At 73.2% G+C, this 20,926-nt stretch carries 20 protein-coding genes and 1 riboswitch; of the genes, 9 read left to right on the forward strand and 11 right to left on the reverse strand.

The window, feature by feature from the left end:
• The first annotated feature begins 233 nt into the window (after window positions 1-233).
• Entirely contained in the window at window positions 234-1,403 is a 1,170-nt protein-coding gene (locus OG386_RS29510; RefSeq protein WP_030390693.1) for a steroid 3-ketoacyl-CoA thiolase, read from the forward strand.
• Between the two features lie 113 nt (window positions 1,404-1,516).
• Here OG386_RS29510 and OG386_RS29515 read toward each other — a convergent pair whose 3' ends face one another.
• From OG386_RS29515 to OG386_RS29545, 7 genes are all read right to left on the reverse strand, one after another.
• On the reverse strand, window positions 1,517-1,921 hold the full coding sequence (locus OG386_RS29515; RefSeq protein WP_327385712.1) for a transglycosylase SLT domain-containing protein: 405 nt from the start codon (window positions 1,919-1,921) through the stop codon (window positions 1,517-1,519).
• A 308-nt stretch (window positions 1,922-2,229) separates the two neighbouring features.
• Entirely contained in the window at window positions 2,230-3,129 is a 900-nt protein-coding gene (locus OG386_RS29520) for an ECF transporter S component (protein ID WP_328790609.1), read from the reverse strand.
• Window positions 3,126-4,922 carry an ABC transporter ATP-binding protein gene (locus OG386_RS29525; RefSeq protein WP_328790610.1) on the reverse strand — a complete coding sequence of 599 codons (1,797 nt, stop codon included), beginning with the start codon at window positions 4,920-4,922 and terminating at the stop codon, window positions 3,126-3,128. Before OG386_RS29525 ends, OG386_RS29520 begins: the two co-directional genes overlap by 4 nt.
• Window positions 4,919-6,343 (reverse strand): energy-coupling factor transporter transmembrane component T, encoded by a 1,425-nt coding sequence (locus tag OG386_RS29530; protein WP_328790611.1) that lies wholly within the window; start codon window positions 6,341-6,343, stop codon window positions 4,919-4,921. The genes OG386_RS29525 and OG386_RS29530 overlap by 4 nt, the downstream gene beginning before the upstream one ends.
• On the reverse strand, window positions 6,340-6,999 hold the full coding sequence (locus tag OG386_RS29535; RefSeq protein ID WP_328790612.1) for an SCO2322 family protein: 660 nt from the start codon (window positions 6,997-6,999) through the stop codon (window positions 6,340-6,342). The genes OG386_RS29530 and OG386_RS29535 overlap by 4 nt, the downstream gene beginning before the upstream one ends.
• Entirely contained in the window at window positions 6,999-8,252 is a 1,254-nt protein-coding gene (locus tag OG386_RS29540; RefSeq protein WP_328790613.1) for a prenyltransferase/squalene oxidase repeat-containing protein, read from the reverse strand. Before OG386_RS29540 ends, OG386_RS29535 begins: the two co-directional genes overlap by 1 nt.
• A gap of 139 nt (window positions 8,253-8,391) precedes the next feature.
• Window positions 8,392-8,460, reverse strand: a riboswitch (cobalamin riboswitch).
• Window positions 8,461-8,541: 81 nt separating this feature from the next.
• Window positions 8,542-9,696: an MBL fold metallo-hydrolase gene (locus OG386_RS29545; protein WP_328790614.1), complete on the reverse strand. Its 1,155-nt coding sequence runs from the start codon at window positions 9,694-9,696 to the stop codon at window positions 8,542-8,544.
• Window positions 9,697-9,890: 194 nt separating this feature from the next.
• Between OG386_RS29545 and OG386_RS29550 the strand changes: the two genes are divergently transcribed.
• The gene (locus OG386_RS29550; RefSeq protein WP_328790615.1) at window positions 9,891-11,369 is read left to right on the forward strand and encodes an aldehyde dehydrogenase; all 1,479 of its coding nucleotides are present in this window, start codon (window positions 9,891-9,893) and stop codon (window positions 11,367-11,369) included.
• On the forward strand, window positions 11,369-11,602 hold the full coding sequence (locus OG386_RS29555; protein WP_328790616.1) for a ferredoxin: 234 nt from the start codon (window positions 11,369-11,371) through the stop codon (window positions 11,600-11,602). The genes OG386_RS29550 and OG386_RS29555 overlap by 1 nt, the downstream gene beginning before the upstream one ends.
• Window positions 11,603-11,760: 158 nt before the next feature.
• Here OG386_RS29555 and OG386_RS29560 read toward each other — a convergent pair whose 3' ends face one another.
• Complete coding sequence (locus OG386_RS29560; protein ID WP_328790617.1) at window positions 11,761-13,221, reverse strand: MFS transporter; 1,461 nt, start codon at window positions 13,219-13,221, stop codon at window positions 11,761-11,763.
• A gap of 121 nt (window positions 13,222-13,342) precedes the next feature.
• On the opposite strand from OG386_RS29560, the gene OG386_RS29565 reads away from it, so the two are divergent.
• Window positions 13,343-13,768, forward strand: a complete 426-nt coding sequence (locus tag OG386_RS29565) for a MarR family winged helix-turn-helix transcriptional regulator (protein ID WP_328790618.1) — start codon at window positions 13,343-13,345, stop codon at window positions 13,766-13,768.
• A gap of 90 nt (window positions 13,769-13,858) precedes the next feature.
• Here the strand turns inward: OG386_RS29565 and OG386_RS29570 are convergent, their stop codons facing one another.
• Window positions 13,859-14,314, reverse strand: coding sequence for a winged helix-turn-helix transcriptional regulator (locus OG386_RS29570; protein ID WP_328790619.1), 456 nt, complete (start codon window positions 14,312-14,314; stop codon window positions 13,859-13,861).
• 96 nt (window positions 14,315-14,410) lie between these two features.
• Here OG386_RS29570 and OG386_RS29575 point away from each other — a divergent pair, with 96 nt between their 5' ends.
• Entirely contained in the window at window positions 14,411-15,262 is an 852-nt protein-coding gene (locus tag OG386_RS29575; protein WP_328790620.1) for an alpha/beta fold hydrolase, read from the forward strand.
• Between the two features lie 39 nt (window positions 15,263-15,301).
• Here the strand turns inward: OG386_RS29575 and OG386_RS29580 are convergent, their stop codons facing one another.
• Window positions 15,302-15,925 carry a TetR family transcriptional regulator gene (locus OG386_RS29580; RefSeq protein WP_030012830.1) on the reverse strand — a complete coding sequence of 208 codons (624 nt, stop codon included), beginning with the start codon at window positions 15,923-15,925 and terminating at the stop codon, window positions 15,302-15,304.
• 228 nt (window positions 15,926-16,153) lie between these two features.
• On the opposite strand from OG386_RS29580, the gene OG386_RS29585 reads away from it, so the two are divergent.
• From OG386_RS29585 to OG386_RS29595, 3 genes are all read left to right on the forward strand, one after another.
• On the forward strand, window positions 16,154-17,473 hold the full coding sequence (locus OG386_RS29585; RefSeq protein ID WP_328790621.1) for a glycosyltransferase family 4 protein: 1,320 nt from the start codon (window positions 16,154-16,156) through the stop codon (window positions 17,471-17,473).
• A 74-nt stretch (window positions 17,474-17,547) separates the two neighbouring features.
• Window positions 17,548-18,282 (forward strand): class I SAM-dependent methyltransferase, encoded by a 735-nt coding sequence (locus OG386_RS29590; protein WP_030012203.1) that lies wholly within the window; start codon window positions 17,548-17,550, stop codon window positions 18,280-18,282.
• Complete coding sequence (locus tag OG386_RS29595; protein ID WP_328790622.1) at window positions 18,279-19,361, forward strand: prenyltransferase; 1,083 nt, start codon at window positions 18,279-18,281, stop codon at window positions 19,359-19,361. Before OG386_RS29590 ends, OG386_RS29595 begins: the two co-directional genes overlap by 4 nt.
• 13 nt (window positions 19,362-19,374) lie before the next feature.
• On the opposite strand, the gene OG386_RS29600 is transcribed toward OG386_RS29595, so the two are convergent.
• On the reverse strand, window positions 19,375-19,677 hold the full coding sequence (locus OG386_RS29600) for a hypothetical protein (RefSeq protein ID WP_328790623.1): 303 nt from the start codon (window positions 19,675-19,677) through the stop codon (window positions 19,375-19,377).
• Window positions 19,678-19,855: 178 nt separating this feature from the next.
• Here OG386_RS29600 and OG386_RS29605 point away from each other — a divergent pair, with 178 nt between their 5' ends.
• Window positions 19,856-20,425: a hypothetical protein gene (locus tag OG386_RS29605; protein WP_328793407.1), complete on the forward strand. Its 570-nt coding sequence runs from the start codon at window positions 19,856-19,858 to the stop codon at window positions 20,423-20,425.
• Window positions 20,426-20,926: the final 501 nt, after the last annotated feature.

A 20,926-nucleotide genomic window follows, 5' to 3' on the forward strand; every position in this document is an offset into this window, starting at 1 on the left:
CCAAAGTCTGACGGACCATCAGAAGTTGGCTTGAAGGTAGTAACGAGTTCTAGAAGTGACAAGGGTCCTGGCGCCAACTGTTGCGTGTGGAATCCGTGCAGGCCGCGTGCAAGACCCTTGCGTGCCGGGGCCTCAGGTCATAAGACTGCGGGGAGAACTAGAACGCGTACTAGTTCGGGGCGGGGCGCCGGGACGGCCCGCCGTGCTGACGCAGTGCAGGAGAGGACGAGCTCATGGCCGCGGAACCCGTCATTGTCGAAGCCGTACGCACCCCCATCGGTAAGCGCGGGGGCGCTCTCGCCAACCTCCATCCCGCCTACCTGCTCGGTGAGACCTACCGCGAACTGCTGGCCCGTACCGGAATCCAGCCCGACTGCGTCGAGCAGATCGTCGGCGGAACCGTCACGCACGCCGGCGAACAGTCGATGAACCCCGCCCGCAACGCCTGGCTCGCGATGGGGCTCCCGTACGAGACCGCCGCGACCACGGTGGACTGCCAGTGCGGCAGCTCGCAGCAGGCTAACCACATGGTCGCCAACATGATCTCCGGCGGGGTCATGGACATCGGCATCGCCTGCGGCGTCGAGGCCATGAGCCGCGTGCCGCTCGGCTCCGGATCCAAGCACGGCCCGGGCAAGCCCTTCCCGGACGAGTGGAACGTCGACCTCCCCAACCAGTTCGAGGCCGCCGAGCGGATCGCCCGCCACCGGGGCCTGTCCCGCGAGGACGTCGACCGGCTCGGGCTCCTCTCCCAGGAGCGGGCCGCGGCCGCATGGGCCGAGGAACGGTTCAAGCGCGAGACCTTCGCCGTGCAGGTGCCGACGACCGAGGAGGAGCAGGCCGCCGGGCAGGGCATGTGGCGCCTGGTCGACCGGGACGAGGGGCTGCGGGACACGAGCATGGAGGCGCTGGCCCGGCTCAAGCCGGTCATGCCCACCGCCGTGCACACGGCGGGGAACTCCTCGCAGATATCCGACGGCGCCGCCGCCGTGATGTGGGCCTCGCGCAAGATGGCCCGCGCCCTCAAGCTCAAGCCGCGCGCCCGGATCGTCGCCCAGACGCTTGTCGGCGCCGACCCCCACTACCACCTCGACGGGCCGATCGACGCGACGCGGGCCGTGCTCGGCAAGGCCGGGATGTCGCTGCGGGACATCGACCTCGTCGAGATCAACGAGGCCTTCGCCTCCGTGGTCCTGTCCTGGGCGCAGGTCTTCGACCAGGACCTGGAGAAGGTCAACGTCAACGGCGGGGGCATCGCGCTCGGCCACCCCGTCGGCGCCACCGGCGCCCGGCTGATCACCACCGCGCTGCACGAGCTGGAGCGCCGTGACAAGGAGTTCGCGCTGATCACCATGTGCGCCGGGGGCGCGCTGGCGACCGGCACGATCATCCAGCGCCTGTGAGGCGCCGCTGAGACCCGTGGGATGGGATGCAGAAGGCCCCGGAGGCCGGACCTGGGGAGGCCGGCCACCGGGGCCTTCGTATGTCTTGCGTGCTGGTGCTGCCCGCTGGTGGCTCAGTACCAGTGGTTGGCGGACCAGAAGTTCCAGGCGCCGACCGGGCTGCCGTAGCGGTCGTTCATGTAGTCCAGGCCCCACTTGATCTGGGTGGCCGGGTTCGTCTTCCAGTCGGCGCCCGCGGAGGCCATCTTCGAGGCCGGCAGGGCCTGGGCCAGGCCGTACGCGCCGGAGGAGGGGTTGGTCGCGGTGTGGTTCCAACCGCTCTCGTGGGAGATGATCTTGTCGAAGGCGGCGAACTGGGCCGGGTCCTTGATCATCTGCTGCGCGATCGCCTTGGCGCTCGTCGGGGCCGCCTGGGCGGGGACCGTGGCGAGCATGGAGCCGGCGACACCGAGGGCGACGACGGTGCCCGCGAGGGCCTTCTTCGAGATGGCGATGCGGCGGATGATGGCGTTGGACACGGATGGGACCTTCCGACGGGGACAAGGGCGGTCGCGGGCACGTCGAAGACGTGCGTGAGCCACTCACGCGGTGGAGAGGGGTTCGGCGGCGGCGGGTGAAGTACCTGAAGTACCCCTGCCGCCTTGCGACTCATCCAGTTCTACAGACGCCCCGACGCCCTGGCAAAGGTCCCGCGTACTAGCGGTCCTCGCAGGAGGCGCTCCACCGACCCCTCGTAGGGGTCGGCCCCAGGGCTCAGGGGCCTCCTACCCGGGTTCGTATGTGACCCAGGTCCTATGGGGCGGGTCACCGGGGGAGGCCCCGAATGTCACCCTCCGCTGCCGTTCGTACCCTTCCTGAGGGCGGGTTCGCGCTCGATTCCGTCTCCGGGATCGAAAGAGACCGGGGCGTCGAACGCAGCTTTGCGGGTCGCCCGGCGCAGCGCCTTCAGCACGGTCGCCCCGAGGGTGAGGGTCAGTACGACCGTCAGCGTCGCCCGGCCCAGGTCCCAGCCCACCGAGGTCGCCAGGTAGTACGCGGCGAACCGCGCCAGGTTCGGGGCCAACGGCTCCCCCGCGTGGAAGGAGATGCCGTCGTTCATGCCCGGAATGATCGTCCAACCCTGCAGGTTCATGATCGCGCCGTACGCGAAGGCGCCCGCGAAGCCGTACGCGGCCAGCATCAGCAGCTCCGCCCGGCCCCGGATCTGCTCCGGGCCCGGCAGCAGCCCGGCCCCCAGCGCGAACCAGCCCATCGCCAGCATCTGGAACGGCATCCACGGCCCGACCCCGCCCGTCAGCAGGGCGGAGGCGAACATCGTCACCGAGCCCAGGACGAAGCCGAAGCCGGGACCGAGGACCCGCGCGCTCAGCACCATCAGGAAGAACATGGGCTCCAGCCCGGCCGTACCCGCGCCCAGCGGTCTCAGCGCCGCCCCGACGGCGGCGAGCACACCGAGCATCGCCACCGCCTTCGCGTCCATGCCGTTGTCGGCGATGGTCGCGACGACCACCGCCACCAGGAGCGGCAGGAGCGCGGCGAAGAGCCAGGGGGCGTCCTGCGCGTGGGCGAGGCCCGAGTCCTGGTCGGCGAGGAGCGGCCAGCCGAAGGCCGCGATGCCGATGAGGGTGACGAGGACCAGGGTGACGGCGGCGCGGGGGCCGATCCGGACGGGGCGGACAGGACGGGCAGGGCGAGCGCAATGGTCGGGGCGGTCGGGGCGGTTCACCGTGCCTCCGCCGCGTCGAGGGCCGCGGTCGCGTCCAGGGCCTCGGCGACCTGGCGCACGGTGAGCCAGGGGTCCGGGGCCAGGATCTTCGCCACCTGCGGCGCGAAGGCGGGCGAGGAGACGACGACCTCGGCGGTCGGACCGTCCGCGACGATCTCCCCGCCGGCCAGGATCACCACGCGGTGGGCCAGCTCGGCGGCGAGCTCCACGTCGTGGGTGGCCAGGACGATGGCGTGGCCGTCGGCGGCCAGCCCGCGCAGGATCTCGACCAGACGGACCTTGGCGGCGTAGTCCAGGCCGCGGGTGGGCTCGTCCAGGAGCAGCAGGGCGGGGCGGCCGGTGAGGACCAGGGCCAGGGCGAGGGCCAGGCGCTGGCCCTCGGAGAGATCGCGCGGGTGGATGTCGTCGCAGACGTCCGGAAGCAGCGCGGAGACGAGGTCCCGGCAGGTGCCGGGGGGCGCGGCGGCGTCGGAGTCGGCGGCGGCGCACTCGGCGGCGACCGTGTCGGCGTACAGGAGGTCGCGGGGTTCCTGCGGGACGAGGCCGACGCGGCGCACCATCTCGGGCGGTGCCGTGCGGTGGGGGGTGCGGCCGCCGACGGTCACCTCGCCGGTGGTGGGGGTGACCGTACCGACGAGGGCGGAGAGGAGGGTGGACTTGCCGGCGCCGTTGCGGCCCATGAGGGCGATGGTTTCGCCGGGGGCCACGGTGAGGGTGACGGCGTGCAGGGCCTGTACGCGGTCGCGGCGGACGGAGAGGTCGCGGACCGTGGCCGGGGCCGTTGCCCCGCGGGGGCCTTGGGCGGGGTCGGGGCTCGGCCCGCCGCGGCGGAGCAGGCGCGCGAGCAGGCCGGGGGCTTCGGCGACGGGGGCTCCGCCCCCGGACCCCCGCGCCTCAAACGCCGGCGGGGCTGGGATCGCCTCAAACGCCGGCGGGGCTGGGATCGCCTCAAACGCCGGCGGGGCTGGGATGGAAGCGGTGGCCAGGCGGGACCGAAGCGGAGCGGACTGGCGGCGGGCGTCGCGGATGGAGAGGGGGAGGGGGGACCAGCCCGCGAGGCGGCCCAGGGAGACGACCGGGGGGTGGACCGGGGAGACGGCCATGATCTCGGCCGGGGTGCCGATGACCGGGGCCGAGCCCGGCGACGGCAGGAGCAGGACCTGGTCGGCGTACTGGACGACCCGCTCCAGCCGGTGCTCCGCCATCAGCACGGTCGTGCCCAGGTCGTGGACCAGGCGCTGGAGGACCGCGAGGACCTCCTCCGCCGCCGCCGGGTCGAGCGCGGACGTCGGCTCGTCCAGCACCAGCACCTTCGGGTGCGGGGTGAGGACCGAGCCGATCGCGACCCGCTGCTGCTGGCCGCCGGACAGCGTCGCGATCGGCCGGTCGCGCAGCTCGTTCAGGCCCAGCAGGTCCAGGGTCTCCTCCACCCGGCGGCGCATCACCGCAGGCGGCAGGCCCAGCGACTCCATGCCGTAGGCCAGCTCGTCCTCGACCACGTCCGTCACGAAGTGCGCGAGGGGGTCCTGGCCGACCGTGCCGACCACGTCCGCGAGCTCGCGCGGCTCGTGGGTGCGGGTGTCCCGGCCGGCGACCGTGACCCGGCCGCGCAGGGTGCCGCCCGTGAAGTGCGGGACCAGTCCGGAGACCGCCCCCAGCAGGGTGGACTTGCCGACGCCCGACGGGCCGACCAGCAGCGTCAGCTCCCCCTCGGGGACCACCAGGTCGACGCCCTGGAGGGAGGGGGCGGGCGCGCCCTCGTAGGTGACCGACACCTGCTCGAAGCGGATCACTGCGACGCCTCCTTGGGCGGTACGGGTGCCACGAAGGCGGGCAGCAGGCCGATCAGGATCGCGGCCGCCGGCCACAGCGGGAGCGTGGGGGCCGCGAGCGGGACCACGCCCGGGTGTAGAGCCGCGGGGTCGACGGAAGCGGCGCGGATCAGCACGGCGGCCACGGTCGCGCCCGATCCGGCGACCAGCCAGGCGCGTGGCCCCCAGCGGTCGGGCCGGTAGCGGGTCCGCACCGACCGGCGTCCGCCCAGGCGCAGGCCCGCGACGGCCAGGGCCGCACCGACGCCGAGCACGGGCAGCCCGTACGCGGCGCCCTGCGCGGCGAGCAGGCCGTACGTGCCCGCGCACATGCCGATGAGGCCGCCGAGGGTGAGGGCGTTGGTGGTGTGCCGGACCGCCGGCGGGACCTCGGCCGTGCGGCCGTAGCCGCGCGCGTCCATCGACGCGGCGATGGCGACGGAGCGTTCCAGCGCGCCTTCCAGGACCGGCAGGCCGATCTGGAGGATGGCCTTCACCCCGCCCGTGGGCCGGCCGCGCAGCCGGCGGGCGGTCCGCAGGCGGGCGACGTCGGCGACCATGTTCGGCGCGAAGGTCATGGCGACGACGACGGCGACCCCGGCCTCGTACAGGGCGGCCGGGAGGGACTTCAGCAGCCGCGCCGGATTGGCGAGGGCGTTCGCGGCGCCGACGCACACCAGCAGGGTGGCCAGCTTCAGGCCGTCGTAGAAGGCGAAGACGAGCTGCTCGGCGGTGACGCGGCCGCCGAAGCGGATGCCCTGGGCCCAGGCCGGGAGCGGGACCTCCGGGAGGGTGAACAGGAGGTGCGAGCCGGGGATCGGGGAGCCGAGCAGCATGGAGAAGAGCAGGCGCAGGCCGATGACGAAGAGGCCGAGCTTGAGGAAGGCGCCGTAGGAACGGGCCCAGGGTGCGTCGGTGCGGCGCGCCGCGACCACGTACCCGGCGACGCCGATGAGCAGCCCGAGGAGGAGGGGGTTGGTGGTGCGGGAGGCGGCGGTGGCGAGGCCGAGGGCCCACAGCCACCAGGCCCCCGCGTGCAGGGCGGTGGCCCGGCCGGCCTGCGGGGGCTTCCACTTTTCGTACGTCGACCGGTGCGCGGGGACCTGCGCCGCGGCCGGGCTCCGGCGGGCCGGGGGCAGGTCGCCGGGTGCGGCTCCGGTGGGGGCGCGGTGGGCCTGCGGCCGCGCCCGGCGGGTACCGGTGCCGGTGGCCGTGGCCGTGGCCGTGCCCGTGCCCGTAGTGCGGGTCGTCCCGGCGGCCGGTTTGTCCTCGGCGGTGAGGGGCGTCCGGGTGGTTGGCGTGCGCTCATGGCCGGCACCGGGCTCGGTCCGGGGCGCGCCGGTGCCCGTGGTGGCCGGATCGGCGTCGTTGCCGGGGTGCGCCGCGGCGCCGTGGCCGGTCATCGCGAGCGGCGGCGGGACTGCCAGACGCCGGCCGCGGCCAGGACGGCCACCGCGGCGATGCCCGCGAGCAGGCCCGCGGACGGGCCCCCGCCGGACTCCGGAGCGGCGGACTGCGCCGGGGCCGGGGTCCCGGACGCGCTGTCGGCGACCTGGTCGCCGCAGCCCTGCTTCGGGTAGCCGGAGATCGCGCACAGCAGCGCCGCACCGTTGTAGCGCAGCGGCTTGGCGACCGAGGCCAGCGCCTCGGCCGTCGTGGCCTCGGGGGCCACCTGCGCGCAGGCCGTGCGCGGGGCGGCCTCCGGCGGCGCGTCGCCCGTCGGGGCGTCCGCCGGGACGCCGAAGTCGATGACGAGCGCCACCCGCTTGGTGCCCTCCGTCGGAGTGGTCGCCCCGCAGACGGTCTCGAAGTCGGCCGCCGCGCGCGGCTGGGCCGCCTGCGCCGCCGCGTCCTTGCTCACCGAGAAGCGGAAGCCCTGGACGGCGCCGTCCGCGGGGCGGGCCATCGAGGGGCCCTGGGTGGCGTAGGACCACTGACCGCCCGCCGAGCCGTCCCAGAACGACCAGTAGCGGTAGCCGGCCGCCAGCGCCGGGGAGGCGGCCAGCAGGGCCAGGGTGATCCCGAGGGCGAGGGCCACGGCGGGCAGGCGGCGGCGCATCAGGACTCGTTCTTCTTCCGGCGGCCGCTCAGCAGGATGCCGATGCCGACACCGGCCGCGGCGCATGAACCGACGATCCACCAGACGTTCTGGCCGCCGGAGGGCTCCTCCTCGTCGCCGTCCACCTTCGTCGCTTCCGTGTCCGCGCCCTGCGGGGCCGGGCCGGTCGCGTTCAACGCGGCGACGAGGTCGGTGCCGCCGAAGGACTTCGGGTCGTTGCCGGTCGCGTGCGTGGCGAGGACGAGGGTGCCCAGCGCGGCCGGGCTGCCCTTCGCCCACTCGGCGGAGTTGGTCTCCAGCCACTTCAGGGCGCCCGCCGCCGACTCCTTGTGGCCGGCGGCGGCCAGGGCCAGTACGGCGTCGACGGTGTTGCCGGTGTCGGGGGTGGGCTGGTCCGCGCCCGGGGTGACGGCCATGAGGTGGCCGTCCTTCTTGAGGGCCTCGGCCAGGTAGCCGGCCGCGCCCTGGGCGGCGGCCACCGGGTCGGCGGCGTTCGCGGCCGGGCAGGCCAGCGGGGCGGCGGGGGTGTTCTCGGCGGACGGGACGACGGCCGCGCCCTTGCCGAGGCCGGCCAGGGCGGCGGCGGCCGTGGCGTCGGCGTTGGCGAGGAGCTTGCCGTCGGCCGGCTGGTACGCGAAGGCGCCGCGGTCGGCGGCCGGCTCGGCGGTGCAGCCCAGCTGGAAGGGGAGCAGGCCCTCGTAGGCCGACTTGCCCGCCTTGGACTTGACCTCGGCCGGCTTCTCGCCCGCCACGGCCAGGGCGCTGATCACCACGGCGGTGGAGTTGGCGTCGCTGGGGGAGCCGGGGACGTAGCTCCAGCCGCCGTCCTCGTTCTGGACGGACTTCAGCCAGTCGACGCCCTTCTTGACCTCCGCGTCGTGGCCGCCGAGCGCCTTCATGGCCTGCAGGGCCGCCGCGGTGGCGTTGGTGTCGTACATCGTGTTCGCGTCGCACGCCACGGCCGGGTTCGGGCGGAAGGAGGCGAAGCCGCCGTTCTGGCACTGCTGGCCGACCAGCCAGGTCATGGCCTTGAGGGAGGGCTTGACGCCGACCGTGTGCTGGGCGAGCAGCGCGAAGGACTGCCGCCACACGCCGTCGTACGTGGGGTCGCCCTTGCCGTAGAGGCCGTCGGGGATGGCCGGGGGCGCGGAGGGGGAGGCGGGCGGCGCGGTGTCGGCGAGGGCTGCGGGGGCGGCGCCCACGCAGAGCACGGCGGAGGCGGCGAGCGCGGCTGCGCTGCGACGGACGTTCATAGGGGGGTGGTGCCTCTCGTACGGGGGAACCGGCAGCAGGCACGCACAGGCACCGGGCTCCGGCTCCGTTTACCTCGACGGTGCCGGCCGCCGGGGGCTCCGGCGGCACGAGCCGCGCACCTTCGGTACGGGGCATTCCGGCTCCCCGCCCGGGCGGTGCCGGGAGTGGTCACGGTTGCGGGTCAGCGCCGGAATTGCACCGGCTTCCCCCCGTACAGAGGTGTGGACGACAGGTTCACTCTACCGGCCCGTAACCGGCGGGCCCCGGGGCGCAGGGGCCGGGCGCCCCTTACACGGCCCGGTACGTCACCGGGTCCGTGCCCGGTACCGCCTCGGCGCGGCCCTGTTTGACCAGCCGCCGCACATGGGCCTCCGCTTCGGAGACGGCGATGTTGCGGGAGCCGTACGGGATCTGCGCCCAGGGCCGGTTCCACTCCATCCGCTCGGCCAGCCCCCACGGGGTCAGCGGCTCGGCCAGCAGCGCCAAGAGGCCCCTCAGTCGTTCCTCGTGGTGGTCGAGGAGCTCCCGTACGCGGCCGGGTGCGTCGGTGAAGGCGTGTTGGTGGGCGGGGAGCACCTCGGCGGGTCCGAGGCGGCCGATGCGTTCGAGGGAGTCGAGGTAGTCGCCGAGGGGGTCGGTGACGCGGGTGTCCTCCGGGGCCTCGTACAGGCCGATGTGGGGGGAGATCCCGGGCAGCAGGTGGTCCCCGGAGAAGAGGCGGCCGTTGCCGGGGAGGTTCGCCGGGTGCGCTTCCTCCAGGTGCAGGCAGACGTGGCCGGGGGTGTGGCCGGGGGTCCAGATCGCGCGCAGCCGGCGCCCGGCGAGGGGGAGCAGCTCGGCGGGGACGATCTCCCGGTCGGGGACGGCGGCGCGCAGGCCGGGCAGGGTCCGCATGCGGCCGCTCGCGCGGGCGGCGCGCAGCGGGGCGATGTGCTCCTCGGGGGCTCCGGCGGCGGCGAGTTTGGCGCTCATGTAGTCGAACCAGACGCCGGGTTCGGAGGCGCGGGTCCGTACGACGACCTCGGTGTCGGCGGCGTGCATGGCGATCCAGGCGCCGGAGGCCTCGCGGACCCGGCCGGAGAGGCCGTGGTGGTCGGGGTGGTGGTGGGTGATGACCACGCCGTGGATGTCGGTGACGGCGGTGCCGAGTGCGGCGAGGCCGGCGACGAGGGTGTCCCAGGAGGCGGGGTCGTCCCAGCCGGTGTCGATGAGGACGGGGCCGCGGTCGGTGTCGAGGACGTGGACGAGGGTGTGTCCGAGGGGGTTGTCGGGGATGGGGACCTTGATCCCCCGTACGCCGCCGCCGTGATCGGTGACGTGGGGGGCGTCGCCGGTGACCGGTGACGCGCCCTCCTCGACCGGCGACGTGTCCTCCGCGACCCGCGACGCGTCGCCCTCGACCCGTGGCGCGTCCTCCGTGACCTGTGGCGTGTCCTCCGTCATGCGCCCGCCCTCCCCTGTCGCCGCCCTCGGACGAGAACGTGTTCCAGTAGTAGCCCAAGTCGACCACTTTCCGGGCTCCCTGACTAGTCGTTCGATCTTCTCCGACGCACTGACGGAGGTTCAGTCCTGGCCGTGGACTCCTCTAACTAGAACTGGTATCAGTTCTGGAACCCAAGCCGCAGGAGGCCTCAGCCATGACCGAGCTCGTGGAACACGGAAAGCTGTTCATCGGCGGGGAGTGGACGGATCCGCTGGGCACCGACACGATCCGGATCGTCTCCCCCCACACCGAGCAGGTCATCGGCTCCGTCCCGCACGCCTCGAAGGCGGACGTCGACCGCGCCGTCGCCGTCGCACGCACGGCGTTCGACGAGGGGCCCTGGCCGCGGATGAGCCTGGACGAGCGGATCGCCGTCGTCTCCCGGATCAAGGACGCCATCGCCGTCCGGCACGAGGAGATAGCCCGCTCGATCAGCTCCCAGAACGGGTCCCCGTACTCCTGGAGCGTCCTCGCCCAGGCGCTCGGCCCGATGATGGTCTACGACGCCGCGATCACGGTCGCCCGGGCCTACCCGTACGAGGAGCACCGCCAGGGCGTGCTCGGCCCGATCCTGGTGCGCCGGGAGCCGGTGGGCGTGGTCGCCGCCGTCATCCCGTGGAACGTTCCGCAGTTCGTGGCGGCGGCCAAGCTGGCGCCGGCCCTCCTGACCGGCTCGACGGTGATCCTCAAGCCGTCGCCCGAAGCACCGCTCGACTCCTACATCCTCGCCGACATCGCACGCGAGGCCGGGCTCCCCGAGGGCGTGCTGTCGATCCTGCCCGCCGACCGGGAGGTCAGCGAGTACCTCGTCGGGCACCCCGGCATCGACAAGGTCGCCTTCACCGGCTCGGTCGCGGCCGGCAAGCGCGTGATGGAGGTCGCCGCGCGCAACCTCACCCGCGTCACCCTCGAACTCGGCGGCAAGTCGGCCGCCGTGGTCCTCCCGGACGCCGACGTGGAGACCGCGGTCGCCGGGATCGTGCCCGCGGCCTGGATGAACAACGGCCAGGCCTGCGTCGCCCAGACCCGCATCCTCGCTCCCCGCAGCCGGTACGAGGAGGTGGCCGAGGCCCTCGCGGCGGCGGCCGGCGCGCTGGTCGTCGGCGACCCGCTCGACCCGGCGACCCAGCTCGGCCCGCTCGTGGCCAAGCGGCAGCAGCAGCGCTCGCTGGACTACATCCGGATCGGGCAGGAGGAGGGCGCGAAGGTCCTGGCGGGCGGCGGCCGCCCGGCGGGCCTGGAGCAGGGCTGGTACGTGGAGCCCACCCTCTTCGGCGACGTCGACAACTCCATGCGGATCGCGCGCGAGGAGATCTTCGGCCCGGTGGTCTGCCTGATCCCGTACGGGGACGAGGCCGAGGCGGTACGGGTGGCCAACGACTCGGACTTCGGCCTCAGCGGCAGCGTCTGGACCGCCGACGTCGAGCGCGGCATCGACTTCGCCCGCCGGATCCGCACCGGCACCTTCAACGTGAACACCTTCAGCCTGGACATGCTGGGGCCGTTCGGCGGCTACAAGAACAGCGGTCTGGGACGGGAGTTCGGCCCGGAGGGCCTGAGCGAGTACCTGGAGCACAAGATGATCCACCTCCCGGCGACGTATTCATCGGGCGCCGCCGAGGCGGGTGCCTGATGGGTGACCGCTGGCAGGTCGAGGTGGACCGGGGGGTCTGCATCGGCTCGGGCATGTGCGTGAACCACGCCCCGGACGGCTTCGTCCTGGACACGGCGCGCCAGTCCCACCCGCGCACCGCCGAGTCGGACGCGAACGAGCCGATCCTCACGGCTGCGGAGGGCTGCCCGGTGGAAGCCATCATGATCACCCTGGCGACGACGGGCGAACCGGTCTTCCCGCCGGAGGAGTGACCGCGGACAGGGGACGGGACCCGGGCAGCCGGTGACCCGGCAGCCGGGGCCCGTTTCGCCGCCGGGGCCCGAGGGGCCGCCGGGGCCCGAGGCGGCCGGGCCGGCGGGGCGCACGAGCCTGCCGGGTGCCGCCGGGGCCACCGGTCCTGCGGTCGTCCTCAGACGTCGGCGCCTTCGGGAGCGCGGGTCAGCGACCGCAGCACGAGCGCGATCACGAGGGCGATGCCGGAGCACACGGTCAGGGCCAGGAAGCCGTTGCCGACACCCGCGGTGGTCGCGTCCGCGATCGAACCGCCGTCGTCGAGACGGCTGTCGACCGAGGTGGCGAGGACGGTGCCGATGACGGCGATGCCGAGGGCGGCGCCGGTCTCGTTGAAGGTGTTGAGCAGGCCGGAGCCGACACCGGACTCCGCCACCTTGACGTGCGAGGTGCCGATGCCGAAGAGCGGTACGAAGCAGGCGGGCAGACCGGCGCCGATGACGGCCAGCGCGACGACGGTGAGCGCGACGCCGTCGGTGCCGGTCGCCAGGATGCCCGTGCCGACCAGCTGCAGGGCCGCTCCGGCCGCGTACATTCCGCCCAGGCCCAGGGCATTGGCCAGCGACGGCGCGACCAGCGCGACCACGAGGGCGGCCAGGCCCATGGGGAGCAGTGCGAGGCCGGTGACGAAGGCGCTCATCTCGTGGACGCGCTGGAACTGGATGCTGGCCAGGAACGAGCTGCTGATCATCACGGCGGCCACCAGGAGCAGGCCGACGCTGGACAGCCAGTAGGTGGGCTTGCGCAACAGGTGCAGCGGGAGCAGCGGGTCGACCCGGCCGATCTCCATGAACGTGACCGCGGCGAGCAGGACCGCGGCGCCGCCGATGCTGATCCAGGCGTTCCGGTCGCCGAACCCCTCGTGCAGCCGGATCAGTCCGAAGGACAGGGCGGCGACTCCGGCGGTGGACACGATCGCCGACGGCAGCCGCAGCGTGCGGTCGCTGCTCGTGTCGAGGGCGGGCATGCTGCGCAGGGCGCCGATGCCGGCAGCGATGCTGATCGGGATGTTGATCAAGAAGGCCCAGCGCCAGCTGATCGTCGTGACGATCAGCCCGCCGAGCACCACGCCGATGGTCGCGCCGATCACGCCGAGGCCGCTCCAGGCGGTCAGTGCGATCTTGCGCTGCTCCTCGTCCTGGTAGACCTCCAAGACGATCGACAGGGCGGCCGCGGAGAGCAGTGCGGCCCCGGCGCCCTGGACGGCACGGCCTGCGACGAGCAGTTCCTGGTTGCCCGCGATGCCGCAGAGCACGGAGGCCACGGCGAAGACGGTGAGGCCGGCGAGGAAGGTGCGGCGGCGTCCGAGGACGTCGGAGACGCGGCCGCCGAAGAGCAGCAGGCTGCCGAGCACCAGGACGTACCCGCTGATCGTCCACTGCAAGGCCGTCTGACCGGCGGGCAGCTGGGCCCCGATCGAGGGCAGGGCCACGTTCACGACCGTCGAGTCCAGCATGACCATCAACTGGGCGACGCCGACCACCACCAGAGTGGTCCAGGCGGCCTTGCCGGGGGCCCGTGCGGGTGTTCCTGCCGCGTCCTGCTCGGCCGTCTCGGGCACCAGCGTCTGCTCGGTCACCACGTCTCCTTCATCTGCCGTCCGCGCTAAATGATTTATGCGCATGCATCGATTGAGCCCGGACAGTACATGTATGCGTATGCATCGACAAGGGGGCGGTGGCGAACCTACGATGAGGGACGTGACGAGGAACGTGACGGAAACAGCAGCTCTCACCGACCGTTGGGTCGCCGTGACCCGCGCCTGTGCGCAGATCAACCAGGCCGCCGAGCGCGTGCTGGCCGAGCGCCACGGCCTGTGTGCCAGCGCCTTCGAGATCATGGACGTGATGGCGCGGGCCGATGACTGGATCCGGGCGGGGGAGCTCAGTTCCCGCGCGTCCCGCAGCCAGCCGCAGGTCTCGCGTCTGGTGGCCCAGATGGTCGGCGCGGGCTACGTCGAGCGGAAGCCGTGCTCCAGCGATCGGCGGGGGTTCGACGTCCGGCTCACGGCGTCCGGCCGGGAGCTCTTCTTGCAGTCCGTCGTCACCATGGAGACGGTGCTGAGCGAGGTGGCCGAAAGCAGTGCAGAGGTGCGGGACGTCATGGGGCTGACCGCTGACCGCTGACCGGTGACCGGTGACCGGTGACCGCTGACTGTCGACCGGCGCCGCTGGCTGCTGACCGGCGCTCGTGCGGCCAGCGCGCCCGCGGCCGGCTCAGGGGCGGGGCGTACGGCCCGGGCGGCTCGTGATGTTCGTGGGGTCGAGGCGCGCTCCGCAGCGGTCGCAGAGCTGGTGGGTGTCGGGACCGCCGCCGCAGCCCGTGTGCTCGATGGTCACCGGGGGGCCGTCCGCCTCCGGGTAGTAGCGGTCGCCCCACTGCATCAGGTGGTTCAGGGCGGGCCACAGGGCCAGGCCCTTCTCCGTCAGGACGTAGTCGAAGCGCTCCGGCCGGGTCTGGTACGGGCGCCGCTCCAGCACGCCCTCGGCCTCCAGTCGGCGCAGCCGGTCGGTGAGGACGCTGCGGGTGATGCCGAGTTCGCCCTGGAGCGCGTCGAAGCGCCGGTGGCCCTGCAGGATGCTGCGCACGATCAGCAGCGACCAGCGTTCGCCGATCACCTCGAGGGCGCGGGCGATGGAACACACCTGGGTCTCGTAATCGCGGGCGAGCATGGGTCGAGCATACCTAGTGGGTCGCGTGAAGCGACTCTCCTGGGCTAGGGTCGGTCGAGTTAGTTGCTTCATCAGACTCACTGCAAGGGGAGCAGCATGTCCGCGTACCTGTCCGACTCGGCGGAGACCTCGTACGTCCAGGGCCCGACCACCCGCTTCGCCTACCGCCGGTTCGGCACCGGCCGCGGGGTGCCGCTGGTGCTGGCCCTGCGGTTCCGCGGGACCGTCGACCACTGGGACCCCGCCTTCCTGGAGGTCCTGGCGAGCGCGCGGGACGTCATCGTCTTCGACAACGCCGGCTGCGGCCTCTCCTCGGGCCGGACCCCGGACACCGTCGCCGCGATGGCCGACGGGGCCGTCGAGTTCATCGAGGCGCTGGGCCTGCCGCGGGTGGACCTGCTGGGCTGGTCGATGGGGGGCGCGGTCGTGCAGGCCGTCGCGCTGCGGCGCCCGGAGCTCGTCCGGCGGCTCGTCGTGGCCGCGAGCGGCCCCGGTGGCGTTCCCGGCACCCCGCCAGCACCGGACCGGGTGTGGGAAGTCGCGGGGAAGCCCGTCAACGACGACGAGGACTTCCTGTACCTCTTCTTCCCCGACGCCCCGGCCGCGCGCGCCGCCGGTCTGGCCTCGCTGCGCCGCCTCGACACCAGGCTCGGCGCGTCCGCGTCCGCCTCCGCCGTACGCCCCGAGAGCGTCGGGGCGCAGGCCGCCGCGCTGGGTCGGTGGGGGCGGGGGGAGGACGCCGCCTGGGAGCGGCTCGGGGAGATCGCGCACCCGGTGCTCGCGGCGGCCGGGGCCCATGACGTCATGGTCCACGCGTTCGCCACGTACGCCATGTCCCAGCGGCTGGCGGACTCGAAGGTCGTCATCTACGGGGACGCCGGTCACGGCTTCCTGTTCCAGCACCCCGAGGAGTTCGGGGGCGAGGTCCTCCGCTTCCTGGCGGGGTGAGGCGGGCGGCCGCCGCGGCCCGGCCCCGGAGCGGCGGCTTCAGGCCTTTTCCGGAGACGTCAGGTCGATCAGGCGGCACACCGTTTCGATGTCGATCTTGACTTGGGCGATCGATGCGCGGCCGGAAAGCCACGTGATCAGCGCCGAGTGCCAGGTGTGCTCGATGACCCGGACCGCCGAGAGCTGCTCCGCCGTCGGCGGCTTCTCGAGGCCCATCGCGTCCAGGATGATCGCCGTGGTCAGCCGGGACACCGTGTCGACCTCGGGGCTCACGCTCCGGTCCGCGAACGTCAGCGCCCGCACCATCGCGTCGGCCAGCTGCGGCTCCCGCTGGAGGGCGCGGAAGGCCCGCATCAGGGTCTCCGCGACCCGCGTCGCGGGATCGTCCCCGGCCGGCGGCCGCTTGCGCAGCGTGGTGTGCATGTGCTGCAGCTGGTCCTGCATGGTGGCGACCAACAGGTGCACCTTGGAGGGGAAGTAGCGGTAGAGCGTGCCCAGGGCCACCCCCGCCGCCTCCGCGACCTCGCGCATCTGTACGGCGTCGAATCCGCCCCGGCTGGCCAGCTGGGCGCTGGCGTGCAGGATCCGGCGGCGGCGGGCCTCCTGGCGCTCCGTCAGGGGAGGCGACGCCGGTGTGGTGACGGCCTTCACTTCCGCTGTCATGGCTCCCGTTCCGTGTCGTTCCGTGTCGTTGCGCGGGCTGAATCCGGGCTGGTCCGCGGCCAGCATGGCAGGCGCCGGAGCCGTGGCGCGAATCACCTGCTCCGCCTCTTACGGTGTAGTTTCCGGCCGGTAGATTCAATGGTCTTCGACGGATCAAGTCTGAAACTTGTTCTACATTATCCGAGCGGTTACGCTCCGGCGAAAGTTGCAGGGAGAAGGGGGCCGAGAGTGACCGCTGAGGCCATGGTGACGAGCCCTTTCGCGGGTTCCGCCGCCGACGGCGACCGCCCGCTGCGCATCGCACTCCTCACCTATAAGGGGAACCCGTTCTGCGGCGGCCAGGGCGTCTACGTCCGCCACCTCGCGCGCGAACTCGTACGACTGGGGCACTCCGTCGAGGTCATCGGCGCGCAGCCCTACCCCGTGCTCGACACGGGCGCCACGCTCACCGAGCTCCCGAGCCTGGACCTGTACCGCAGCCCGGACCCCTTCCGCACACCCAAGCGCGACGAGTACCGGGACTGGATCGACGCCCTCGAGGTCGCCACCATGTGGACCGGCGGCTTCCCCGAGCCGCTGACCTTCTCGCTGCGCGCCCGCCGTCACCTGGCCGCGCGCGCCGGTGACTTCGACGTCATCCACGACAACCAGACGCTCGGGTACGGCCTCCTCGCCGACCTCGGCGCCCCCCTGGTCACCACGATCCACCACCCCATCACCGTCGACCGGCGGCTCGACCTCGACGCCGCGCAGGGCTGGGTGAAGCGGGCCTCCGTGCGCCGCTGGTACGCCTTCACCCGCATGCAGGGCCGCGTCGCCCGCCGACTGCCGTCCGTGCTCACCGTCTCCGGCTCCTCCAAGCAGGAGATCGCCCAGCACCTGGGCGTCCGGGACGAGCGCATCCACGTCGTGCACATCGGCGCCGACACCGACCTGTGGTCGCCGGACCCGTCCGTCGCCGAGGTGCCCGGCCGCATCGTCACCACCTCCAGCGCCGACGTGCCGCTCAAGGGGCTCGTGTACCTCGTCGAGGCGCTCGCGAAGCTGCGCACCGAGCAGCCGGAGGCCCACCTCGTCGTCGTCGGCAAGCGCGCCGAGCAGGGTCCCGTCGCCCGCGCCATCGAGACGTACGGCCTCCAGGACGCGGTCCGCTTCGTCAAGGGCATCACCGACGCCGAGCTCGTCGACCTCGTCCGCAGCGCCCAGATCGCCTGCGTGCCCTCCCTCTACGAGGGCTTCTCGCTCCCGGCCGCCGAAGCCATGGCCACCGGCACCCCGCTCGTCGCCACCACCGGCGGCGCGATCCCCGAGGTCGCCGGACCCGACGGCGAGACCTGCCTCGCGGTGCCCCCGGGCGACGCGGGCGCGCTGGCCGGCGCACTGGGCCGGATGCTGGGCGATCCGCAGCTGCGGGCCCGCCTCGGCGCCGCCGGGCGCGAACGCGTCCTGACCCGGTTCACCTGGGCCGCGGCCGCCCGCGGCACCGTCGCGCACTACCGCGCCGCCATCGAGCAGGCCGCCGCCGGCCGCACCCGCCGGGCGCGCTGACCTTCTGCTCCTTCCGCTTCCTCCGCTTCCTCCCCATCCCCGAACAACCCCCGCGACCGCGAAGGCAGGACCCCGTGCTGACCGTCGATTTCTCCCGGTTCCCGCTCGCCGCAGGCGACCGCGTACTCGACCTGGGCTGCGGCGCAGGCCGGCACGCCTTCGAGTGCTACCGGAGAGGCGCCCAGGTGGTCGCCGTCGACCGCAACGGCGAGGAGATCCGCGAGGTCGCCAAGTGGTTCGCCGCGATGAAGGAGGCCGGTGAGGCCCCCGCCGGGGCCACCGCCACCGCCATGGAGGGCGACGCGCTCGCACTGCCCTTCCCCGACGACTCCTTCGACGTCGTCATCATCTCCGAGGTGATGGAGCACATCCACGACGACAAGGGCGTGCTCGCCGAAATGGTGCGCGTGCTCAAGCCCGGCGGGCGCATCGCCATCACCGTGCCGCGCTACGGCCCCGAGAAGATCTGCTGGGCGCTCTCCGACGCCTACCACGAGGTCGAGGGCGGCCACATCCGCATCTACAAGGCGGACGAGCTGCTCGGCAAGATGAAGGCCGCGGGCCTCAAGCCGTACGGCACCCACCACGCGCACGGGCTGCACTCCCCCTACTGGTGGCTCAAGTGCGCCTTCGGCGTCGACAACGACAAGGCACTGCCCGTCAAGGCGTACCACAAGCTCCTGGTCTGGGACATCATGAAGAAGCCGCTGGCCACGCGGCTCGCCGAGCAGGCCCTGAACCCGCTCATCGGCAAGAGCTTCGTGGCGTACGCGACCAAGCCCCACCTCCCCGTCAGCGCGGCCCAGTGAGCTCGCCGGGGCGCACCGAACACCTGGTCCTGGACGGCGTACTGACGGCCGAGGAGGCCGCCCTGACGGTGGCGGGGATCCTCGCCGCGCAGCGCGCCGACGGCGCCATACCGTGGTTCCGCGGGCACCACCTCGACCCGTGGGACCACACCGAGGCCGCGATGGCGCTCGACGCGGCCGGTGAACACGAGGCGGCCGAGCGGGCGTACGCGTGGCTGGCCCGGCACCAGAACCAGGACGGTTCCTGGTACGCGGCCTACGCCGACCGGCCCGACGGCGTGGACACCGCGGAGCCGCAGGACGCGAGCCGCGAGAGCAACTTCACCGCGTACATAGCCGTCGGCGTGTGGCACCACTACCTCTCCACCGGCGACGACACCTTCCTCGACCGCATGTGGCCGGCCGTCTACGCGGCCGTGGAGTGCGTCCTGACGCTCCAGCAGCCGGGCGGCGAGATCGGCTGGAAGCGGGAGGCGGACGGCACGGCCGTCACCGACGCCCTCCTCACCGGCTCCTCCTCCATCCACCAGGCGCTGCGCTGCGCGCTGGCCATCGCCGAGCACCGCGAGGAGCCGCAGCCCGACTGGGAGCTCGCGGCGGGCGCGCTGCGGCACGCCATCCGGCGCCACCCGGAGCGGTTCCTCGACAAGAACCACTACTCGATGGACTGGTACTACCCGGTCCTCGGCGGGGCCCTGACCGGCTCCGAGGCCAAGGCGCGCATCGACGGGCGCTGGGACGAGTTCGTCGTCCCGGACCTGGGCGTGCGCTGCGTGCTGCCGAACCCGTGGGTGACGGGCGGCGAATCCTGCGAGCTGGCCCTCGCGCTGTGGGCGACGGGGGAGTCGGACCGGGCGCTGGAGATCCTGCGCTCGATCACCCACCTGCGCGCGGACAACGGCATGTACTGGACGGGGTACGTCTTCCAGGACGAGGCCGTATGGCCGGTGGAGCAGACCACCTGGACGGCCGGGTCGCTGCTGCTCGCCGTCGCGGCGCTCGGCGGGGACGAGGCCACCACCGAGGTGTTCGGCGGGACCTCGCTCCCGGCCGGGCTGGAGCCCGACTGCTGCGGCTGACCCGGCGGCCGGCTCAGCGGCGGTAGAGCCAGCCGGCCACGGCGTGGCCGACGAGGAGGTAGGCGACGGCGGCGATGCCGTAGCCGACCACGACCTGGACCCATTCGCGGCTGAAGGTGAACAGGTCGTAGGACCAGGCCGCGAGCCAGGAGGCGACGTCGTGGACGAGGTCGACCAGGGCGTTGCCCTGGTTGGCCTCCAACAGGAAGAGCAGGATCCAGAGTCCGATGACGAAGGCGAGCACGTCCGCCACCAGTGCGACGGCGCGGCCTGCCTGACTGCTTCCCCGGGTGCGTACTCGTGTGTGAGTGCTCATGCGGCGCGTGTTGCCGCCCTGGGATGTCGTAAACCCGAACGGGTCCCCCCGGCTGGTGGAGCCGGGGGACCGGGGCGAGGCTGCGGGAGACGCCTCATTCCCGGAGGGAACCGTGCCCGTACCCACGACTGTCCGACTCCGCCGCGCCCTCACTGCGGTGGTCCTGTCCACCGCGCTGATGGTCGGCGCCACCGCATGCGGCAGTGGCGGTACCGGCCCGCGCGAGGAGCTCTCCGCCGCGTCGATGGGGGAGCTGGCCGCCCTCGCGGCGGCGGAGCCCGTCGCCGCCGAAGCCGACGAACTGGCCGCCGCGACGCCGTCGCCCAGCACGTCCGCGGAGAAGCAGAAGTTCGCCAAGACGCGCTTCGTCGCCAACGCGAGCCTGGCCGCCGGTGCGACGTACCAGTGGATCGTCAAGCCGTACCGCGCGGGCAAGTTCAAGAAGGGCGCCAAGGGCCGCACCTTCGCGCTGATCAAGGCGGGCCTCGCGGGCGCGTTCGCGTACAACCGGCTCAAGGCGGCGGCCGAGAACGCCAAGGGCGACCCGCTGCTGGCGAAGGCGGTGGCCCCGCTCACGGCGGGCATCGAGTCCCTCAAGGGCCTGGGCAGCAAGCTGCGCAAGGGGCAGGCGGGTGACGGTGACATCGACTCCTTCGACAGCGTCATCAACAGCGTGAAGGAAGCGGGCCAGAGCGCGGGCGCGGTGGTGACGGACAAGGTCCCGAGCGCGTCCCAACTGGGCAGCTAGCGTTTTCCGGGTCGGGTGGCTGCGGGTCCCCCTCCGGGGCCGGTTCGCCCGGTCATGCCGTTGCCCTGGTCGGGCGGGTGCGGGTCCCCCTCCGGGGCCGGTCCGTCCGGTCATGCCGTTGCCCTGGTCGGGCGGGTGCGGGTCCCCCTCCGGGGCCGGTTCGCCCGGTCATGCCGTTGCCCTGGTCGGGCGGGTGCGGGTCCCCCTCCGGGGCCGGTTCGCCCGGTCATGCCGTTGCCCTGGTCGGGCGGGTGCGGGTCCCCCTCCGGGGCCGGTTCGCCCGGTCATGCCGTTGCCCTGGTCGGGCGGGTGCGGGTCCCCCTCCGGGGCCGGTTCGCCCGGTCATGCCGTTGCCCTGGTCGGGCGGGTGCGGGTCCCCCTCCGGGGCCGGTTCGCCCGGTCATGCCGTTGCCCTGGCCGGGCGGGTGCGGGTTCAGTTCCGGGTGCGGGCCGGTGGCCGCGCCTCAAGCGCCGGCGGGGCTGGGTTTGGTCCCTTGACCG

The organism is Streptomyces sp. NBC_00273, from assembly GCF_036178145.1.
GTDB lineage: Bacteria > Actinomycetota > Actinomycetes > Streptomycetales > Streptomycetaceae > Streptomyces.

Coding starts and splice junctions, on each gene's coding strand:
- OG386_RS29545 (WP_328790614.1), bottom strand. CDS start 9,696: ATGACGGAGGACACGCCACAGGTCACGGAGGACGCGCCACGGGTCGAG.
- OG386_RS29605 (WP_328793407.1), top strand. CDS start 19,856: ATGGTCGGCGCCACCGCATGCGGCAGTGGCGGTACCGGCCCGCGCGAG.
- OG386_RS29540 (WP_328790613.1), bottom strand. CDS start 8,252: ATGAACGTCCGTCGCAGCGCAGCCGCGCTCGCCGCCTCCGCCGTGCTC.
- OG386_RS29575 (WP_328790620.1), top strand. CDS start 14,411: ATGTCCGCGTACCTGTCCGACTCGGCGGAGACCTCGTACGTCCAGGGC.
- OG386_RS29550 (WP_328790615.1), top strand. CDS start 9,891: ATGACCGAGCTCGTGGAACACGGAAAGCTGTTCATCGGCGGGGAGTGG.
- OG386_RS29600 (WP_328790623.1), bottom strand. CDS start 19,677: ATGAGCACTCACACACGAGTACGCACCCGGGGAAGCAGTCAGGCAGGC.
- OG386_RS29535 (WP_328790612.1), bottom strand. CDS start 6,999: ATGCGCCGCCGCCTGCCCGCCGTGGCCCTCGCCCTCGGGATCACCCTG.
- OG386_RS29555 (WP_328790616.1), top strand. CDS start 11,369: ATGGGTGACCGCTGGCAGGTCGAGGTGGACCGGGGGGTCTGCATCGGC.
- OG386_RS29530 (WP_328790611.1), bottom strand. CDS start 6,343: ATGACCGGCCACGGCGCCGCGGCGCACCCCGGCAACGACGCCGATCCG.
- OG386_RS29580 (WP_030012830.1), bottom strand. CDS start 15,925: ATGACAGCGGAAGTGAAGGCCGTCACCACACCGGCGTCGCCTCCCCTG.
- OG386_RS29570 (WP_328790619.1), bottom strand. CDS start 14,314: ATGCTCGCCCGCGATTACGAGACCCAGGTGTGTTCCATCGCCCGCGCC.
- OG386_RS29510 (WP_030390693.1), top strand. CDS start 234: ATGGCCGCGGAACCCGTCATTGTCGAAGCCGTACGCACCCCCATCGGT.